General features: G+C 71.3%; 16 protein-coding genes and 3 pseudogenes. 11 read left to right on the forward strand and 8 right to left on the reverse strand.

The window, feature by feature from the left end; genetic code table 11:
* Window positions 1-30: 30 nt before the first annotated feature.
* The gene (locus tag OO67_RS07655) at window positions 31-1632 is read left to right on the forward strand and encodes a Na+/H+ antiporter (RefSeq protein ID WP_033298222.1); all 1602 of its coding nucleotides are present in this window, start codon (window positions 31-33) and stop codon (window positions 1630-1632) included.
* Here OO67_RS07655 and OO67_RS07660 read toward each other — a convergent pair.
* From OO67_RS07660 to OO67_RS07675, 4 genes are all read right to left on the reverse strand, one after another.
* On the reverse strand, window positions 1608-2543 hold the full coding sequence (locus tag OO67_RS07660; RefSeq protein ID WP_033298224.1) for a 1-aminocyclopropane-1-carboxylate deaminase/D-cysteine desulfhydrase: 936 nt from the start codon (window positions 2541-2543) through the stop codon (window positions 1608-1610). The two genes, OO67_RS07655 and OO67_RS07660, sit on opposite strands and share 25 nt — an antisense overlap.
* A gap of 29 nt (window positions 2544-2572) precedes the next feature.
* Window positions 2573-3163: an N-acetylmuramoyl-L-alanine amidase gene (locus tag OO67_RS07665; RefSeq protein WP_244300058.1), complete on the reverse strand. Its 591-nt coding sequence runs from the start codon at window positions 3161-3163 to the stop codon at window positions 2573-2575.
* 141 nt (window positions 3164-3304) lie between these two features.
* Window positions 3305-4510, reverse strand: a complete 1206-nt coding sequence (locus OO67_RS07670) for a globin domain-containing protein (RefSeq protein ID WP_033298228.1) — start codon at window positions 4508-4510, stop codon at window positions 3305-3307.
* A 128-nt stretch (window positions 4511-4638) separates the two neighbouring features.
* Window positions 4639-5091 (reverse strand): RrF2 family transcriptional regulator, encoded by a 453-nt coding sequence (locus OO67_RS07675; protein ID WP_033298773.1) that lies wholly within the window; start codon window positions 5089-5091, stop codon window positions 4639-4641.
* A gap of 138 nt (window positions 5092-5229) precedes the next feature.
* On the opposite strand from OO67_RS07675, the gene OO67_RS07680 reads away from it, so the two are divergent.
* Window positions 5230-6615: an FAD-binding oxidoreductase gene (locus OO67_RS07680; RefSeq protein WP_033298229.1), complete on the forward strand. Its 1386-nt coding sequence runs from the start codon at window positions 5230-5232 to the stop codon at window positions 6613-6615.
* 21 nt (window positions 6616-6636) lie between these two features.
* Here OO67_RS07680 and OO67_RS07685 read toward each other — a convergent pair whose 3' ends face one another.
* Entirely contained in the window at window positions 6637-7647 is a 1011-nt protein-coding gene (locus OO67_RS07685; protein WP_033298775.1) for a questin oxidase family protein, read from the reverse strand.
* Window positions 7648-7916: 269 nt separating this feature from the next.
* On the opposite strand from OO67_RS07685, the gene OO67_RS07690 reads away from it, so the two are divergent.
* From OO67_RS07690 to OO67_RS38925, 9 genes and pseudogenes are all read left to right on the forward strand, one after another.
* Complete coding sequence (locus tag OO67_RS07690) at window positions 7917-9320, forward strand: family 2B encapsulin nanocompartment shell protein (RefSeq protein WP_033298230.1); 1404 nt, start codon at window positions 7917-7919, stop codon at window positions 9318-9320.
* A 98-nt stretch (window positions 9321-9418) separates the two neighbouring features.
* Window positions 9419-10462 carry a family 2 encapsulin nanocompartment cargo protein polyprenyl transferase gene (locus OO67_RS07695; protein ID WP_033298777.1) on the forward strand — a complete coding sequence of 348 codons (1044 nt, stop codon included), beginning with the start codon at window positions 9419-9421 and terminating at the stop codon, window positions 10460-10462.
* Window positions 10463-10554: 92 nt separating this feature from the next.
* Window positions 10555-11148: a GNAT family N-acetyltransferase gene (locus OO67_RS07700; RefSeq protein WP_033298231.1), complete on the forward strand. Its 594-nt coding sequence runs from the start codon at window positions 10555-10557 to the stop codon at window positions 11146-11148.
* 78 nt (window positions 11149-11226) lie between these two features.
* Entirely contained in the window at window positions 11227-11895 is a 669-nt protein-coding gene (locus OO67_RS07705) for a DUF6304 family protein (RefSeq protein WP_033298232.1), read from the forward strand.
* A gap of 258 nt (window positions 11896-12153) precedes the next feature.
* Window positions 12154-12557, forward strand: a pseudogene (locus OO67_RS36305) (LysR substrate-binding domain-containing protein); the annotation flags it as partial.
* Window positions 12558-12642: 85 nt separating this feature from the next.
* A complete protein-coding gene (locus OO67_RS07710; RefSeq protein ID WP_033298779.1) occupies window positions 12643-13635 on the forward strand; it encodes an NAD-dependent epimerase/dehydratase family protein in 993 nt (330 codons plus the stop codon).
* A 9-nt stretch (window positions 13636-13644) separates the two neighbouring features.
* A complete protein-coding gene (locus OO67_RS07715) occupies window positions 13645-13998 on the forward strand; it encodes a DUF952 domain-containing protein (RefSeq protein ID WP_033298233.1) in 354 nt (117 codons plus the stop codon).
* Window positions 13995-14876, forward strand: a complete 882-nt coding sequence (locus OO67_RS07720; protein ID WP_033298235.1) for an SDR family oxidoreductase — start codon at window positions 13995-13997, stop codon at window positions 14874-14876. The genes OO67_RS07715 and OO67_RS07720 overlap by 4 nt, the downstream gene beginning before the upstream one ends.
* 443 nt (window positions 14877-15319) lie before the next feature.
* Window positions 15320-16864 carry a hypothetical protein gene (locus OO67_RS38925; protein WP_033298239.1) on the forward strand — a complete coding sequence of 515 codons (1545 nt, stop codon included), beginning with the start codon at window positions 15320-15322 and terminating at the stop codon, window positions 16862-16864.
* A gap of 24 nt (window positions 16865-16888) precedes the next feature.
* Here OO67_RS38925 and OO67_RS36310 read toward each other — a convergent pair.
* From OO67_RS36310 to OO67_RS07740, 3 genes and pseudogenes are all read right to left on the reverse strand, one after another.
* Window positions 16889-17230, reverse strand: a pseudogene (locus tag OO67_RS36310) (ASCH domain-containing protein); the annotation flags it as partial.
* Window positions 17227-18268, reverse strand: a pseudogene (locus OO67_RS07735) (hypothetical protein). The pseudogenes OO67_RS07735 and OO67_RS36310, both read right to left, overlap by 4 nt.
* Window positions 18265-18765, reverse strand: a complete 501-nt coding sequence (locus tag OO67_RS07740) for an ATP-binding protein (protein ID WP_051709199.1) — start codon at window positions 18763-18765, stop codon at window positions 18265-18267. The pseudogene OO67_RS07735 and the gene OO67_RS07740 overlap by 4 nt, the downstream one beginning before the upstream one ends.
* Window positions 18766-18821 lie beyond the last annotated feature (56 nt).

The following is an 18821-nucleotide window of genomic DNA, read 5'->3' on the forward strand; positions in this document are numbered from 1 at the left end:
CCACGTTACGTCGGATGTGAGGACTGTGAGATGGACGCATTGCCGCTGGTGGCGCTCGTCGCGGCAAGCGCGGCGGTGGCGGGGGCCGCCCGCCGGACGCCGGTGCCCGCACCGCTGCTGCTGGTCGCGGCCGGACTGCTGGCCTCGTACCTCCCGGGGGTGCCGAGCTACACGCTGGACGCGCACATCGTGCTGCCCCTGCTGCTGCCGCCGTTGCTGTACACGGCGGCGGTCGACAGCTCGTACCTCGACCTGAGGGCAAACCTGCGGCCGGTCGCCCTGCTCTCCGTGGGGTACGTGCTGTTCGCGACGGTCGCCGTGGGATGGCTGGCGTACCTCCTCGTGCCGGGCCTGCCCCTCACCGCCGCACTCGTACTCGGTGCGGTGGTCGCCCCGCCGGACGCCGTCACGGCCGCCGCGATCGCCCGTAGGGTGGGCCTGCCCGCCCGGGTCACCACGATCCTCCAGGGCGAGTCCCTGGTGAACGACGCCACCGCGATCACCGCCTTCAAGGTGGCCCTCGCCGCGGCCGTCGGTGCGGGGATGAGCTGGGGCGCCGGCATCGGTGAATTCGTGCTGGCGTCGGTCGGTGGCATCGGAGTCGGCCTGCTGCTGATGGTGCCGCTGCACTGGCTGCGCACGCACCTCAAGGAAGCGCTGCTCCAGAACACCCTGTCGCTGCTGATCCCTTTCGTCGCCTATGCGGCGGCGGAGCGGGTGCACGCCTCCGGGGTGCTCGCCGTGGTCGTCGTCGCGCTCTACCTGGGGCACCGCTCCTGGCAGGTCGATTTCGCGACGCGGCTCCAGGAGGCCGCCGTCTGGAAGATGGTCGCGTTCGTCCTGGAGTCCGCGGTCTTCGCGCTCATCGGGCTGCAGCTGCCCTTCGTGCTCAGGGGCCTGGGCTCGTACGGCGTGGCGGAGTCCTTCGGCTACGCGGCCCTCGTCTTCGTGGCCGTGGTCGTGGTGCGTTTCGTCTGGGTGTACCCCGCGAGCTACCTGCCGCCGTGGCTCTCCAGGCGCATCAGGGAGCGCGAGGGGGCACCGCCGTGGACCTCGCCCCTGATCATCGGCTGGGCCGGGATGAGGGGCGTGGTGTCGCTCGCCATCGCCTTCTCCATCCCCATGGTCACGCACGACGGGGAGGACTTCCCGGCGCGGAACCTGGTGCTCTTCCTGACCTTCACGACCGTCATCGGGACCCTGGTGGTCCAGGGGCTCAGCCTGCCCCTCCTGGTGCGCGTGCTGAGGATTCCCGGGCGCAGTGAGCGCGCCGAGACGCTGGCCGAGGCCCAGGCGCAGAGCGAGGCGTCCGCGGCAGCCGACGCGCGCCTGGAGGAGTTGCTCGCCGACCCGCGCAACGCCCTGCCCGACCCGCTCACCCAGCGGCTGCGCGCCGTCATGGAACGCCGCCGCAACGCGGTGTGGGAGAGGCTCGGCGCGGCCAACCCGGTCACGGGGGAGTCGGCGGACGACACCTACCGGCGGCTGGCGAGGAACATGATCGCCGCCGAGCGCGAGGTCTTCGTGCGCCTCAGGGACGAGCGGCGGATCGACGACGAGATGCTGCGTGCCCTGCTGCGGCGGCTGGACCTGGAGGAGGCCGCCGCCTACCGGGAGTCGGACGGCGCGTGACCGGGGCCGCGGTCGTCCCAGGGCCGGCCGGTGACGACCGCGGTGACCGTGGAGCCCGGGGCGAACGCGCCCTCGCCGGCCAGCACGGTCAGCCCGTACAGGAGTTTGGCCACATAGAGCCTCTCGACAGGCAGGCCGTGCCGGTCCTCGAAGTCGTCGGCGAAGGCGTGCAGCTCCGGTGTCGTACGGGCGTAGCCGCCGAAGTGGAAGCGTTCGTCCAGGGACCACCGCCCGGCGGGGGCACCGAAGGCCTCCCGCTGCAGGCCGCGCACCGCCTCTCCCAGGAAGCCGCCCCGCAGGACGGGTATCCCCAGGGCGTGCTGCCGGGGGCCGAGTCCGGCGGCCAGCCCTGCCAGGGTGCCGCCGGTGCCGCAGGCGACCGCCACCGTGCCGGTCCCGCCGAGCAGCTCGCGGCCGAGCTCTGTGCAGCCCTGTGCGGCGAGCGCGTTGCTGCCGCCTTCCGGGATGACCAGGCACTCCCCGAAGAGGCTCAGCAGGCCTTCCAGGACCTCCGGGGCGGTCTTCAGGCGGTAGGTGGCGCGGTCCACGAAGTGCAGACGCATCCCGTCGGCCGCGCACCGCGCGAGGGAGGGGTTCAGCGGCCGGTGGGCCAGCTCGTCGCCCCGTACGACGCCGACGGTGGGGAAGCCCAGCAGGCGTCCGGCGGCAGCCGTGGCGCGGAGGTGGTTCGAGTAGGCCCCGCCGAAGGTCAGCACGGTCCGGCCGGCGGCGGCGCGCAGGTTGAGGGCGAGTTTGCGCCACTTGTTGCCCGGCAGGTCCGGGTGGATCAGATCGTCGCGTTTGAGCAGCAGCGTCACGCCGTGCTGCGCGAAGCGCTCGTCCTCGGCCGGCTGCAGGGGTGAGGGGAGCACCGGCTGCAGCCGGGAGAGGTCGAGTGCTTCGTCGTCCATGCCTTCATTGTGAGCCGCCCCGTGCCGGCCTACTTCAGCCGGTCATGGACGCGGTTGCGCATGCCCGTCATCGAGAAGCCGCGCGGGTCGACCTTCCCCGGCTGCCACTCCCGGTGCCCGATGACCGAGGGGGCGTCCCAGCCGTGGAACCGGCAGACCGCCGCGGCCGCCTTCTCGATGGCCTCGAGCTGGACGGCGGGCCAGGGGTCCTTCCCGTCGCCGAGGTTCTCGCACTCGAAGCCGTAGAAGTGCCGGTTCCCGTCGGTGTTGGACTCGTTGTCCGAGGGCAGGCGCTTCTCGGCGACGACGGCACGCAGGACGTCGTCGTCACCGAGACCCGCGTGGTTGGCGCGGCCGTAGCCGACCAGATGGACCCTGCCGTCCTTGGCGATCACGCCGTGGCACAGCGGCCCCGGCAGTCCTGGGTGACCGTCGCGGCAGATCTCGACGGTGCGGGCCGTGCCCTTCGTGACGGTGTGGTGGAGCATCACGCCGTGCACCGGCCCCCACGGGCCCTTGTGGTTGCGGTTGTGCGTACGCCAGTCGCCCACCTGGACGACGGTGAGCCCCTCGTTCTTCAGGGCCTTGAGGAAGTTGCTGGCTGACATGGGTGAGGACATGCCGACTCCTTCGTTCGCGCGGGAGCGTGTCCGTACAGCGCTTGTACCGGAACACATGGCTCCGGCAAACCTGTTCGAGCATTGTTCGCGCCGTGTGCGATTCGATCCGGACAGTCCGCGCGGGCCCGTGGCAGGCCCTGTTCAGTCCTGGGCGAGCCACAGATCGGGGCCGAACACCTCGTAGTGGATGTCGGCCGCCGCCACCCCCTTCTCCAGGAGCTGCGAGCGGACGGCGCGCATGAAGGGCAGCGGACCGCAGAGGTAGGCCCGGGTGCCCGCGGCGACCGGCAGATCCCTCAGGTCGACCGTGCCGGTGCGCGCGGTGGTCCGTCCCGGCGTGCCGGGCTCCGGGTTCTCGTACCAGAAGTGGGCGGAGGCGTCGGGGAGCTCATGGGTGAGCGCCTCGTGATCCGCGCGCAGTGCGTGGTCGGCGGGTGACCGGTCACCGTGCACCACGATGACGGGCGAAGGGTGCTGCTCCTCCGCGAGGTGCTCCAGCATCGAGAGGATCGGGGTGCAGCCGATTCCGGCCGTGGCGAGGAGCAGCGGCGCGCCGGAGTCGTCGAGCACCAGGTCGCCGTACGGTGCCGAGACGCGCAGCCGGTCACCCGCGCGCAGTCGCGCGTGCAGGTGGGCGGAGACCTCGCCCTCCGGGCCGCCGCCGCCCCGCACCCGCTTGACCGAGAACGAGCGCGTGGCGGAGCCGGGCGCCCCGGTGAGGCTGTACTGGCGTATCTGGCGCGCGCCGTCGGTGAGTTCCACCTGGACGGAGACGTACTGGCCCGGCCGGAAGACGGGGGCCGGTGCGCCGTCGGAGGGGGCGATGCGGAAGGTGGCCACGTCGGGGGTGTCCTCGACGCGGGCCGTCACCGTCCATTCGCGCCAGACGTCGCCCGCCGTCACGTCCTGCTGCGCGTAGAGCCGTTCCTCGATCGCGATCAGTGCGTTGGCCATCAGCCAGTAGACCTCGTCCCAGGCCGCGGCGACTTCGGGGGTGACCGCGTCACCGAGTACCTCGGCGATCGCGGCGAGGAGGTGGGTGTGCACGATCTCGTACTGCGGGGCGGTGATGCCCAGTGAGGCGTGCTTGTTGGCGATGCGGTCCAGCATCACGTCGGGCCGCGTGTCCGGGTGTTCGACGAGGTGGGCGGCGAACGCCGCGATGGATCCGGCGAGCGCCTGACGCTGTGTGCCGGACGCCTGGTTTCCCCGGTTGAACAGGTCCCGGAGCAGCTCCGGGTGAGCGTCGAACAGCTTCCGGTAGAAGAGGTCCGCGATGTCCCCCATGGCCGCCCCTACGGCCGGGAGTGTGGCTCGGACGGTGGCGGTCGACGTCTCGGAGAGCATCGGGTGACTCCTTGGGTGATGGCGGGCCGCCCATGCGGCCGATCTAATTGGTATGCGAGATGCGTATTTTTGGCCGGGCGTGATCTGTCCACGCGCGGCGGGGTGCGCGCGGGCGGGGTGCGAGTGGATCAGCCGGTGGCCGGGCGGCCGCGGCTGATGCCGATCAGCAGCGGTCCGGTGGGGGAGGAGACGAGGTCGCGGACCGTGAGCGGGTCGAGCGAGGCGTAGAACGCCTCTTCGGCCTTGCGCAGGGCGGAGCGGAGCCGGCAGGCGGAGCGCAGCGGGCACGGGGTGCTGCCCTCGCAGTCGACGACCTCGCCCGGACCCTCCAGCTCCCTCACCAGGGCGCCGATCGACGCCGACCATCCGGAGGTGGTGAGGGAGAGGCCCCCGCCCCGCCCCCGCCGCGCGTCGACCAGGCCGAGGTGCTGGAGGCGTGCGACGACCTTCGCCGCGTGGGTGTAGGGCACCTGCATGGTGGCCGCCACCTCGCGGGTGGTCGGCGGGTCCCCGTCCTCCGCCGTGACGGTCAGGCGCATGAGGACCCGGAGCGCCACATCGGTGAATCGCGTCAGCCGCATGGCGGCAGCGTAGGTAAGTTGCATTGGATATGCAACTTAAGGCCCTCGTCCTCCGGCTGAGGGTGCGCGTCATCATGGAGGGACGCGGCCCCCTGACGGAGGTGGGGTGCGCGTGGGCAAGAGAGGTGGTCAGCGGCCGTGCCGAAGCCGAACGCAGCCGACGGGATACCGGCGGGCAAGGTCATCACCGACCCGGACAGCCTGGGCCGTTACGCGCACGACGAGGCGGAGTGGGCCCCCGCGGGGCTGCCCCTCGCCGTCGTGCGGCCCCAGGACACCGACGAGGTGCGGTCCGTCGTCGCGTACTGCGTCGAGCACCGGATCCCGGTGATCCCCCGTGGTGCGGGTACGGGCCTGTCGGGCGGTGCCAACGCGGTGGACGGCGCCGTGATCCTTTCCCTCGAGGACATGAACCGGATCCTCCGCATCGACCCGGTGGAGCGCCTCGCCGTCGTCCAGCCCGGCGTCGTCAACGACGACCTGCGCGCCGCGTGCGCCGGACAGGGCCTCTGGTACCCGCCCGACCCGGCGAGCTCACCCTGGTCCACCATCGGCGGCAACACGGCCACCAACGCGGGGGGCATGTGCTGCGTCAAGTACGGCGTGACCCGCGACTACGTCCTCGGGCTCGAGGTCGTCAACGGCCTCGGCGAGACCGTGCGGGTGGGCCGGCGGACCGCCAAGGGGGTGGCCGGTTACGACCTGTGCGGTCTGTTCGTCGGCTCCGAGGGCACTCTCGGCGTGATCACCGAGATCACCGTGAAGCTGCGTGGTGCCCGGCCACCGGAGCGCACGGTGGCAGGCTTCTTCGACTCCGTCGTCGCGGCCGGCGACGCGGTGAGCCGGGTGACGGCGGCCGGCATCGTGCCCTCGGCGCTCGAACTCCTCGACCGGCACTGCCTGAAGGCCGTCGACGAGTGGAAGAACATGGGCCTGTCGTCGGACGCGGACGCGATCCTGCTCGGCCGCGTGGACACCCCGGGAGCCGCGGGCGACGCCGAGGCCGAGGCGGTACGGGCCTGCTTCGCGGAGGCGGGCGCGGCCTGGGCCGAGGTCTCCACCGACCCGGTGGAGGCGGACGCCCTGTTCCAGGCCCGCAGGCTCGCCTACCCGGCGCTGGAGCGGCTGGGGCCGGTGCTCACCGAGGACGTGGTCGTGCCGCGGTCCCGGGTGCCGCGGATGCTGGCGCGCATCGAGGAGATCGCCGGGGAGCACGAGGTCCTCATCGCCAACATCGCCCACGCCGGCGACGGCAACCTCCACCCGCTGATCATCACCGAACCCGGCGACGACGCGGCCCGGGCACGGGCTCAGCTCGCCTTCGAGGACATCCTCGACGCGGCGATCTCCTTCGGCGGCACGGTCACCGGTGAACACGGTGTGGGCCTGCTGAAGATGGGCGGCATGGACCGCGAGGTGGGCCCCGTCAACCTCGCCATGCAACGAGCGGTCAAGGCCGCCCTGGACCCGTACGGCATCCTCAACCCGGGCAAGGTCGTCGTATCGGGGGCACCGCTGGTGTGACGCCGGATCCGGTGGCCGTCCCTACCTCAGCGGCTCGCTCAGCTCGATGGCGCGCAGGGCCGCCGCGAGCGCCTGTCCGTCGCCGACGTCGAGGGCCGTGTCGGTCAGCTTGATGACATGTTCGTCGCCGTGCGCCAGGGCCTGTTCGAAGACCTCTTCGGGCGTGACCGGCCCCGGCGGGACGTAGGCCACCGGGGCGTCCGGGGCGTACATGCCGGTCACCGCTGCGGAGGCCGTCCAGGCGGCCTGGACGCTGGGTGCCCACAGGGCCCGCGGGAGCGCGGGGAGGACCCGCAGAACGGCGTTCGGAGCAGTGGCCGCGTGGACCAGCATCGTGGCGTCGCCGTGGCCGTGGGTGGCGTACCGGTGGGTGGCCGCCCGGACCAGTTCGGTGAGCCGGCGGTGTGCCTCGGCCGGGTCCGTGACCGCGGCCGCCCACACCGGCAGGCTCCTGACCCGGCCCAGCCGGTCGGGGAAGCCTCCTGCCCGTTCCGCGAGGGGCGGCACGGCGTCCAGAGCCGCCGCGGCGCTGTCGGCACCGGGGACGGGGGCGAGGCCCGTGACGGGCCGGTGGCGGGCGGCCCAGTAACCGAGGCCGTGGGCGAGTTCGGTCAGCCGGGGCCCCGTGCTCTCGCCGGCCAGGAGAGTGCGCACGGCGTGGCCCACACGGATCACCGGATGCGTCGAGCCGCCGTACATGCCCGGCAGCAGACGGGGCCACCACTGGGCGAGTACGTCGAGCCAGGGGCGCTCCGCGAGTTGGCGCCCGAAGAAGCCGATCCAGTCGGCGGCGCGGCGCGGGTCGCCCAGCGCCGAAGGCCAGTTGGCGTCCGTCACCGGTTCGACACCGGCCGGGAACTCCTCGAGCCTGGAGGCGTACACGTCGAGCCATGAGTGAACGGCCGCCGCCCGACCGTTGACGGCGAGGGCCTCGACCGCCATCGGGGCGTGGTTGGTGAGCCGTCCCAGCCGCTCGGGGCCCGAGGTGTGCAGCCGCTGGAGCGCCTCGTCGAGGGTGCCTGTCGTATCCATGACGAGCACGCTAGGCGGCCGCCCGCGACGCCGTATCGGGCGGAAGTCCTGAGCGCCGGGAGGGCCGGAGTCCTAGGTCCAAGGGCCGGTTCCCGTTCTCCCGCCGACGCCTGACCCGGTGCCGTCCGGACCGACTACGAGTGCCTGAGTGCGGGCAACGTGCCCCGTCCCAGGCCCGAATAGTCACACTCTTTTGTGTAATAGCGCATGGTGTCCTCCGGATGCAAGTCTTCCTCTCGCAGGTCGGCCCATGATCGAGAGGATGTCGGATGTCCGTTGGTGAAGAGGTTCGCGACACGCAGCCGCCGCAGCAGAGTCTCGGCACAGCGGCTGCGCGGAACCTCGCGACGACGACCAAGTCCGCCCCGCAGATGCAGGAGATCAGCTCGCGGTGGCTGCTGCGCATGCTGCCGTGGGTGCAGGTGCAGGGCGGCACGTACAGGGTGAACCGCCGGCTGAGCTACTCGGTCGGGGACGGCAGGGTGACGTTCGTCCAGACCGGTGACCGGGTCGCGGTCATCCCCGCCGAGCTCGGTGAACTTCCCGCCCTGCGCGATTTCGGTGACGAAGAGGTACTGGCCGAGCTGGCGCGCAGGTGCGAACAGCGGGACGTCGCGGCCGGCGAGGTGCTCGCCGCGTCGGGCGACGCGGCGGACCGTGTCCACCTGCTGGCGCACGGCAAGGTCGAGAAGATCGGGACCGGGCCGTACGGCGACGAGACGGTACTCGGAGTCCTCGCCGACGGCGCCTACTTCGGTGACCAGGCCCTGATCGACGGCGACGCGACCTGGGAGTACACCGCCCGAGCGGTGACCGCCTGCACACTGCTGACCCTGCGCCGGTCGGACGTGCTCAACCTGGCGGCCCGCGCGGACTCGCTCCGTGACCATCTCGCCCGGCTGCTCGCCATCCCGCACCAGCGGACGAACCGCTACGGCGAGGCGGAGATCGACATGTCGGCGGGGCACGTGGGGGAGAGTGTCGTCCCGCACACCTTCGTCGACTACGAGTCGGCGCCCCGGGAGTACGAGCTGAGCGTCGCCCAGACCGTGCTGAAGGTACACAGCAGGGTGGCCGACCTCTACAACCAGCCGATGAACCAGACCGAGCAGCAGTTGCGGCTCACGGTCGAGGCGCTGCGCGAGCGCCAGGAGCACGAGCTGATCAACAACCGGGAGTTCGGCCTGCTCAACAACTGCGACTACGGGCAGCGGCTCCAGCCCCACGACGGAGCGCCGGGGCCCGACGACATGGACGAGCTCCTGTCGCGTCGGCGCGGGTCGAAGCTGTTCCTCGCCCATCCGAAGGCCATCGCCGCATTCGGCCGAGAGTGCAACAGGCGTGGTCTGGTACCGGAGAGCGTCGAGGTCGGGGGACACCACGTGCCCGCCTGGAGGGGGGTGCCGATCTTCCCGTGCAACAAGATCCCGGTCACGGACGCCCGCACCACGTCGATCATCTGCATGAGGACCGGTGAGGCGGACCAGGGCGTCATCGGGCTCCAGCAGAGCGGCATCCCGGACGAGATCGAGCCGAGCCTCTCGGTCCGCTTCATGGGCATCGACGAGCAGGCGATCATCTCGTACCTGGTCACGGCGTACTACTCCGCCGCCGTCCTGGTGCCGGACGCGCTCGGCGTCCTGGAGAACGTCGAGGTGAGCCGCTGGCGGTGACGCCCCCGGGCCCGGGCGGGCGAGTGACCGCCCGGGCCCCGGCAGGCCGAGGCCGCGACCAAGGTGCCCCGAGGCGCCCGGAAGGAGTGACCGTGACCATGACCAGTACGGATGCCGCGATGGAGGGGCGGAAAGCCGCCGCGCTCCTGGAGCACACCCGCGACGCCGTCGACCCGCACCTCCGAGCAGCCGTCGAGACGCTGCCCGGGGCGATACGCCGCGTCGCCATGTACCACTTCGGCTGGCAGAACGCGGACGGGACGCCCGCCTCCGGGCAGGCGGGCAAGGCCATCAGGCCGGCGCTCGTCCTGGCCGCCGCCCGTGCGCTGGGAGGGGACCCGGAGACGGCGATGCGGGCGGCCGTCGCCGTCGAGCTCGCGCACAACTTCACCCTGCTGCACGACGACGTCATCGACGAGGACACCACCCGGCGGCACCGGCCCACGGCCTGGGCGGTGTTCGGTGTGCCGGACGCGGTCATCACGGGAGACGCCATGCTCTCCCTCGCCCTGCGGCTGCTGGCGGACGACCCGCACCCGGCGTCCGCCCATGCCGCGGTACGGCTCTCCAGCTGTGTGATCGAGCTGTGCGCGGGACAGCAGGCCGACTGCGCCCTCGAGGACCGCGGCCCTGAGGACGTCACGCTGGACGAGTGCCTGGCCATGGCCATGGCCAAGACCGGTGCCCTGCTCGGCTGTGCCTGCGCCCTGGGTGCTCTCTACGCCGGAGCGGAGGAACGGGCGGTCCGCGCCATGGACGGCTTCGGCCGGGAAGCAGGTCTCGCCTTCCAGCTCATCGACGATCTGATCGGCATCTGGGGGGACACGGCCCGCACGGGCAAACCGGTCGGGGCGGACCTGACCGCCCACAAGAAGTCCCTGCCGGTCGTCGCCGCGCTCACCTCGGACACGCCGGCCGCCGCCGAGCTCGCCACGCTCTACCGCGGAGTCATGAACACACCTGGGGAGGTGCGGAGCGCCGCCGACGCGGTCGACCGGGCGGGCGGCCGCGACTGGGCGCAGGTCACCGCGGCGGACCGGATGGCCCGTGCAGTCCACCACCTGTCCCGCGCCGTGCCCGAACCGGCCGACGCCGGAGACCTGCTGGTCCTGGCCGAGTTCGTCACCCGCAGAACCCGCTGAGCCGGCCGCCCGTGGCCGGTGGTGACGCCCAACTCTAGGATTCCGTCCGTCGGTCGGGTCATCACCACGGGACGAAGGGGGCAGTGCGGGTCATGGGCGTACGCGTTCGGCAGGCGGACCAGCGGGACAGGGACCAGGTCGTGAGGATCCTGGACGAGGCGTTCCACGACGATCCGGTGAGCAGCTGGGTCTTTCCGGACGAGGAGCACCGGCGTGCGGTGCACGGGAAGTTCCTCGGCGTCTTCGCCGACATCACGCTGGAAGGAGGCCGCGTCGACCTGCTGGAGGACGGCACGGCGACGGCCCTCTGGCTCTCCGTGCCGGCGGGTGAGCCGGAGGAGGACGACACCCCCGCGCTCATGCGGGAGACCGCGGACCCCGACAACGAACGGGCCGAGCTGGTGGGGAGGCTGACGGGCGCCGTCCATCCCCACGACCGCGCGCACGAGTACCTCTTGATGATCGGTGTCTCGCCGGAGCGCCAGGGGGAGGGGATCGGCGAGGCGCTGATGAGGGGGGTCCTGGAGCGATGCGACCGGGAAGGGACCCCCGCCTATCTGGAGGCGAGCAGCGCGCGCAGCCGAGGTCTCTACGAGCGTCTCGGTTTCACCTTCATGGGGCAGACCGTGGATCTGCCTCATGGTCCGTCGATGTGGCCCATGTGGCGTGAACCCCAGGGCGGGTGAGTGTTCCTCAGCGAACGGGGGCGGGGAAGTGGAGGGTGCCACGGGGCGGCCCGGGGGCACGGGCTACAGTCCCTGCTCATGACAGATGAGTCGTGGGCAGGCTGGTACCGGGACCGCCGTGGTTCCGAGGCCGTCATTCTCACCACGGACGGACAGCAGCTCCGTATCCGCGTCCGGGGCACCGACTTCGAGGGCGGGAGCTTCGACGGTCTGCGGCCCGTGGCGGGTCTCCCCGTCCCGGAGGGGCAGTTCGACCTGGTGGACGGGGTGCTCGACGACTGCGTACTGGAGTGGGACCTCCCACTGCCGGTCCTGGTGTCCGGGACGGTCCGCCAGGCCACGCTCAGCTGCCTGCTGTCGTCGCGCAGGACGGATCCCGACCTGTACCTCGCCCTCCATCTGGACGGTGCGGTGTACGAGTCGAACCGCGCGGAGGGCGACTTCGCCGCCGCGCTGGCCACGGTCCAGAGGGTCCTGCCGCCGGACATACACCTGCAGACATGCATAGCCTGCGCCTTCTCCGACTACTTCCCGGTCCCGGAGCGCGGCCTGTCCGGCGGGCTCGCGTGCTTCCGCGGCGCGAAGGACGCCTACCGTGACGTGGCCGGCGGGGAGGACGTCGCCGGGCTCTGGGACCGGCGCACCGGCTTCGTCCAGGAGATATGGAGCTGCCGGGAGTTCGAGCCGCGCCCGGCGCACGGGGCGGGCACGGGCCATCGGGGTGCCTTCCCGCTCGAACTGGCCTGAGAGCTGTGCGGGGACGCTCCGGCCCGCCCCGGCGGCTTGCCGGGCGTGGCGGGCCCTCGCTCGAACCCGACCGGCCGCCTGAGCCGTTCCGCGGGGGCCGCTCCGTGGCGGCCGCTCCGTGGGGGCCGCTCCACTGCGGCGGCGGAGCGGAGCGGCCCCCGGTACCGGCTGTGACGCCGGATGGTGCCGTGGTGTCAGGACGTGGCGCGTGCCAGGACGGCCGCGAGCCCGTTCTGTCAGAGACTGTTCACCCGTGAAGCGGGCCGGCCGGTGGTCGACCTCGGCGACCTGGCGGACGACCGGTGGATGGTCGACCCCTCGGTGGACGGTGAGTGGGACGGGGTGCGCCGGGTTCTCGGCGCTGCGGGGATCGATCCGCCCGTCCTGCACGGCGACTACCTCACGGCGGCGTCCCTCGTCGTCCTCGGCGAGGCGGTCGCCCCCTGCCGGCCGACGTCCGGCCCGCGCGACGACATGGCGATCCGGCCCCTGCGCGGTCACCCGCCGGCGGTGGCGGCTGCTGCTGGTCTCGCGTTCGGGAACGGACACGGACGCCGTGTACGAGGAGCTGGAAGCGGCCTACCGCGACGCGGCCCGGCGGGCCGGGGGATCATCACCGGCGGCTGCTGCGCCACCGCAGCCCTCTCGCGCACACGCCGTGAACCGGAGAGTTCCCCGTTCTGCCGAGAGCGAGGTCCCGTTCCCGCCGTCCGCTCCGACGGGCACGATCACCCCATGAAGGTCTTGATGCTGGGCGGCACCGAATTCGTCGGACGCGCGGTCACCGACGCGGCTCTGGGCCGCGGATGGGAGGTCACCGTCTTCCACCGGGGCCGGCACGCGGCACCGGCCGGAGCCCGGACGCTGACCGGCGACCGGACGACGGGCGAGAAGGGCCTCGCGGCACTGGCGGACGGCACCTGGGACCTGGTGGTCGACACCTGGAGCGGCGCCCCCTCGGCCGTGAGGGACGCCGCCCGGCTGCTGGCGGGCAGGGCCGGCCACTTCAGCTACGTCTCCAGCAGGTCCGTGTACGCCTACCCCACTCCGGCGGGGCTCCCGGAAGACGGTCCGCTGGTGGCAGGCGCCTCTCCCGACGCCGGAGACGACGTCCCGTACGCCCTGGCCAAACGCGGCGGGGAGCTCGCGGCACTCGACGCCTTCGGCGACCGGGCGCTGCTGGCCAGAGCCGGGCTGATCCTCGGCCCCGGGGAGAACATCGGCCGCCTGCCGTGGTGGCTGAGCCGGACTGCCAGGGGCGGACCGGTCGTCGCGCCCGGGCCGCCGGACGCCGGCCTCCAGTACATCGATGCCCGCGACCTGGCGGACTGGCTCCTGGACGCCGCGGCGCGCGGCCTGTCCGGTGCGTACAACACCGTCAGCCGCCCGGGGCACACCACCATGGGCGAACTCCTGGACGCGTGCGTCCGTGCCACCGGCTCCCGCGCCCGACTGCGCTGGACCGACCCCGAGGTGCTCCTCGCGGCAGGAGTCGAGCCATGGACGGACCTGCCCGTCTGGCTGCCCGCGGGAGAGCTGTACGACACCCTGCACCAGGGCGATGTCGCCAAGGCACACGCCGCCGGTCTGCGCTGCAGGCCCGTAGGCGAGACCGTCGCCGACACATGGGCCTGGCTGTGCGAGCGGGGAGGCGTCGCCCCGCAGCGCCCGGACCGCCCGGCGGTCGGACTCGACGCGCGGACCGAGGCGAAGCTCCTCGCGGCGCCCGGCAGCCCTTAGCGTGGCCCGATGACCGAACAGCTGCTTCACCTCACGGAACAGCCCCTGTGGGAGGCCGCCCGCAGAACGGGGACGTACGAGATGTCGACCCGGGGCCGCACCCTCCGGGAAGAGGGGTTCATCCACTGCTCACTGCCCCATCAGCTCCCCGCTGTGGCCCGGGCCGTGTACGGATCGGACGACGAGGGTCTGGTGGTCCTCGTCATCGACACGGGCCGGCTCGCGGTGCCCGTCCGCTACGAGGCCGTGGAGCCCGGCGGCGAGGAGTTCCCGCACCTCTACGGACCGCTGCCGGCGAGCGCGGTCGTGGAGGTGCGCCCGTGGCCCGGGCACATGGTGCCGGAGGAAGGGGAGGCGGGATGATCAGCCCTCTCGTGGCGGTGACCGGTGCGAGCGGCGCGGTCGGCGGCCGGGTGGCCGCGCGACTGGCCAGGACCGGCGTCCCCGTGCGTCTCCTCGGCCGGGACCCCTCCCGGCTGCCCCAACTGCCGGGCGCGGTCTCCGCACCTCCTGCGGCGTACGGCGACGGCGAGGGCATGCGCCGAGCTCTCGACGGCGCGCACACCCTGTTCCTCGTGTCGGCGCACGAGAGTCCGGACCGCGTGCTGGAGCACACCACGGCGGTGGACGCGGCGCTCGCCGCGGGCGTCGAGCGCATCGTGTACGTGTCGTTCCTCGGTGCGGCGCCGGATGCGACGTTCACGTTCGCGCGTGACCACTGGCACACCGAGGCACACATCCGGATGACCGGCGTGCGCCACACCTTCCTCCGGGACGGCTGGTATCTCGCGGCGATCCCCGCGATGACGGGAACCGACGGCATCCTGCGCGGTCCCGGCGGCGAGGGACGGGTCTCGGCCGTTGCCCACGAGGACATCGCGGACTCGGCGTCAGCGGTCCTGCTGGACGAGGGGACCGGCCACGACGGTGCGACGTACGACCTCACGGGCCCCGAAGCGTTCACCCTGGCCGAGGCGGCCGCAGAGCTGAGCCGGTGCACCGGCCGAGAGGTCAGGTACGTGCCCGAGACGAGGGAGGAGGCCTACGCGTCCCGTGCCCACCACGGTGCCGGGGACTGGGAAGTGGCCGGCTGGGTCACGTCGTACGAGGCGATCGCGGCGGGCGAACTGGCCACCGTCTCGGACGCCGTCCCCACCCTCACGGGCCGCCCGGCCCAGAGCCTGGCAGTCTTCCTCCGGGAGAACCCGGACAGCTACCGGCACCTGCTGCCGGACTCCTGACCCCGGAGCGTTGCCGTACACCGGCGGAAGGCGCATCCGCTCGGGCCCGAGGTGTGCGGGAGACAGGACCGCACCCGGTCCGTGAAGGACGCCGTGAACGGCGGCCGACGGGCCGGGTGCGGGCAAGCAGGCGGCTCGACCGGCGGAAACGCAGGTCAGGCAGCCTGGGTGGAGATGCGGATCAGGCCTTCTTGGTCTCCTAGTAACGGGCCGGGTCGGTGACCTGCGGGGATCTTCCCTTTGGGGCGCTGACCTGGCCTTTTGGTGATGGCTGGCGATGGGGTGCGACGGTCCTGATCGGGTGTCCTGCGGACTGTGTGCGGACTGCAGCAGCATCGGCGTTTATGCAGCTGCACTTCGCTGGTGGCCCTGCGTAACTATCCTGGCCAGGGTCTGACGGCGAGCCGAGTACGCCCGTCGCGACACACTGGGAGGGAAGCCCCATGCAGCAGTTGTACGTCGTTGGTTTCGAGGTGGCGGTTGCGGATGACGGCAGTGGGCCCCCCGCCTTTGAGAGGTTGCTGGCCCACATGCTGCAGCACGTCTCCCCCGAGAAGAACGGCTTGTCTGTCTCGTCGTTCATGCTTGGCAAGGGCGAGGCTGTGGTCCCTGGCTACGGGCCGGGGCGTTCGGAGAAGCATGTGAGCTGGTTCCCGGTGGCTGCCGTTGACGGTCACCGCGGACTGCGCATGGAGATCGAAGAGGATCTCCCCCGGGGCGGCAGGTTTGTCTGCCAACTGACGGCTTCCGAGAGTGGTGGCACTACGGGCTTCCGCGTAGTGATGGGGCGGAAGAGCGACGGTCTCCTGGCCCCCGCGACTGTCGAGGACCTCAGGCCCCCGAGGGCACTGCAAGCGATCATGAAGGATTCGGCACTTCGGCGCACGGACGGCCACGACAGCATCACGGCTACCGTCACGCCTGCCTTGACTGCTCAGGTCCCCGCAGTTCGGGAGCGCCTTGGTGCTGCTGGACGCCGTCTCCCGATCCTGGTTGTCTCATCGATACGGACGATGGGGCCACCCGCCGCTTTTGCGCGCAAGGCCGCACAGCGCTTGGCCGGACTTGCTCATGTGGTGGTTGTCTCCGGTTGGCTTGCGTTCGACTCCTTCAACGCGGAACTGGAGAGGAACCTCTTGCCTCGGGATGGGGCACGTCTTTATTGGCCGACTGCTGATGCGCGGAATCCATGGTGGTCCTCGACCGAACTTTACGGAGATCATGAAGCGCTTCTCGGGAGACTGACCCGCCTCCTTGCCCCGCTTAGTGTGGTGGCGCGAGAGAGGGATCGTCTTTGGGATGCTGTTCGCTCGTCTGAGACCGATGCAATTCTTGAGGACTTGGCCGGGTCGGAGAGTGGGAAGATCACCCAGCTGAAGGAGAAGCTGGAAGAAGAGCGAAAGCAATCGGTCGACCTGTTCGAGCAGAATGAGCAGTTGGAGAGCCAGGTTGCGCGGCTGGAGATTCAGGTCGCCAACCTCACGGCCCAGCTGGAGACCGCGGTCCTATCGTCCACGGCAGAGCCCATCGTGGAGCAGAAGCGCCCGGTTGCGAACCCCGGCGACTTCTCGTCCGACTGGGATCGCTGGGAGCAGGAATCGGATGGGGGTCTCGTATTCACGCCTAACGCTAAAGAGCAGTGGCGGAAGTGCTCGTATCCGTATCCGGAGCGGATGAGGGAAGCGCTCGATACTTTGGCCGAGCTCGCCAAAGAGTGGAAGGCGCAGAGGGGTAAGGTTGGGACTTCGCTTGTCTCCTGGGTCGGAGACAGCACCCCCTTGGTTTATGCCCCCTCTGACGAGCCGTTGCGTAGGGCGAAGAAGCACGAGTTCAAATTCGAACGTGAGAAGCCCTGGGATCGGCAGTCGCACATCAAGCTTGACGACAATACGAGCCCTGACCGCGTTGGCCGGATCTACTTCGCCATCGATAATGCAGCGCATCGATGGATTGTTGATCATGTCGGGTTGAAGCTCTATGGCCTGTAGATCACCCTTCCTTGTGCATGAAAGTTTGATCTCGATGGCGAGGGCGCCGAGGGCTTCCTTCTCGGGGCCGTAGATCGTGCGGATGTTGGCAAGCTGCTGGTCGCGGGTGGCGGTCGGGTTGACGTTGGAGGGGCCTTCGCCGTCGAGGAGGGCCTCGAAGTCGGGGTACTCCGTGACGCGGAGGACCTCGACTTCGCAGGTCTCGTCGGTGTCCTTGATGCGGAAGCGGATGGTGTCGCCGGCGGCGAGGCCCGCGATGTGCGGGTACTTGACCCGCACCTCGATGGTCTTGGTGCCTGCGGCGACGAGCTCGAAGTACTGGCGGTAGAGGTTGAGCTCGCGGACGCGGGCGGTGCGGTCGGTCATCGGGAAGGAACGCTCCTGGGGGACGGTGCGGTGATCAGGCGGCCGATCTCGGCAGCCGAGTACGAGCGGAAGAAGTGGCGGGGGTCGAGCATCCAAGGGGCGGCGCCCTCCGGCAAGGGGGCACGGCCTTCTCGTATGAGGGATTTCGACAGCTTGGCGCCGGTGTCGGTGACGACCTGGGGGCAGAACAGGCGGGCCGGGAGCTGGGCGCGGGTGAGGCCCACGGCCTGGAGGGCCTCGTCGACGAGGTGGGAGCCGAAGACCCAGTCGCCGCCCTTGACCATGACGTGCAGGGTGCCCTGGGGGCAGGTCAGGGCGAGTTCCTTGACCAGGTTGCGGTAGAGCGTGGCCAGGTCGAGGTAGCCGCCGGCGGTGGGCGTGATCGTGACCTCGTACGGGCCGTGGTGAAGGCACGTCGCGGAGACTTCCGCCGACTCGGGGTCGGCGAGGGGGACCCGGGTGCGTTCGGCGTGCTCTTCCGTCCAGCCGCACCCGGGGCGCGGGCAGGGGACGCGGAGGTGCGGGGTGCCGGTGGAGGGGGCGAGCCACCAGCGGGCGGCGTCGATGCGGGGGAGGAGCCGGAGCCACGTGCGGCGGTAGTGCTAGCTGGCCTGCTGCTGGGTGTACGTCTCGATGCGGTGCGGGATGCCCAGGCGCCTGGACAGGGCCGTGAAGAGGGGCTGGTAGAGGGCGGTGACGAGGTCGTGCAGGGCCTGCTCGCCGAGGGCCTGGGCGTAGGCGCGTTGGTAGCGGTGTTCGCTGGCGGGATCGGTCGCCAGCTCGTGCGGGGCGTTTGTCGAGGGCGCTGAAGAGGACCTCGGTGGGGAGGCCGAAGCGGTCGCGCAGTCGGGCCGCCATGGCGAAGGCCAGGGACTGCACGAGCGAGGTGCCGATGTGCGGGGCGCCGTTGATCTGGGTGCCGACGACCAGCACGATCTGCTCGGGCGGGGAAGCCAGGATGCGCGGGGCCAGGACGTCCTCGGCGTGGTGGAGGGCGTTGGCCAGGACGGTGTTCGGCGAGACGGGGTGCGTCGTCACGAGGTGTCTCCCTGGGGGCCGGTGGTGTGGGGCGGCAGGGGAGCGGCCCCGTTCTTGGCACGGTCGAATGCGGCCCAGACGCACTTTCCGGGGCCCGTCCGCTCCTTTACGCCCCAGCTGTCGGCGGTCGCGGCGACGATCAGCAGACCGCGGCCGTCGACGGCGGACTCCTCGGGAACGCGCTTCGTCGGCCTCTTCTCGCCGCTGTCGTGGACCTCGATCCGCAGCTCCGCGTCAAGGGACTCGACGCGTACGAGGACGAGGCGGCCCACGGGCGCCCCGTGCAGTACCGCGTTGGTGACGAGCTCCGAGGTGCACAGCCGCATGTCGTCGAGGCGGCTTGTCTCACCCCATTCGGTCAGCGTGGTGGCGACGAAGTCGCGAGCAGTACGCGGCGTGGTCCGACGGCGGGGGAAGAGCATGGTGCGGTGCCGGCCCGTGCCCGGAAGGAGGTCCGGGGCGGCGTCGGTCGCCTGGTTGGTGAGTCTGCTTGCCATGGTCAACAGCAAAGCGACTTAACTCATTTGGGTCGGGAGCCAGCGTGGGGGCCAAG

It is taken from the genome of Streptomyces atroolivaceus, from assembly GCF_000717025.1.
In the GTDB taxonomy this organism is placed as follows: Bacteria; Actinomycetota; Actinomycetes; order Streptomycetales; family Streptomycetaceae; genus Streptomyces; species Streptomyces atroolivaceus.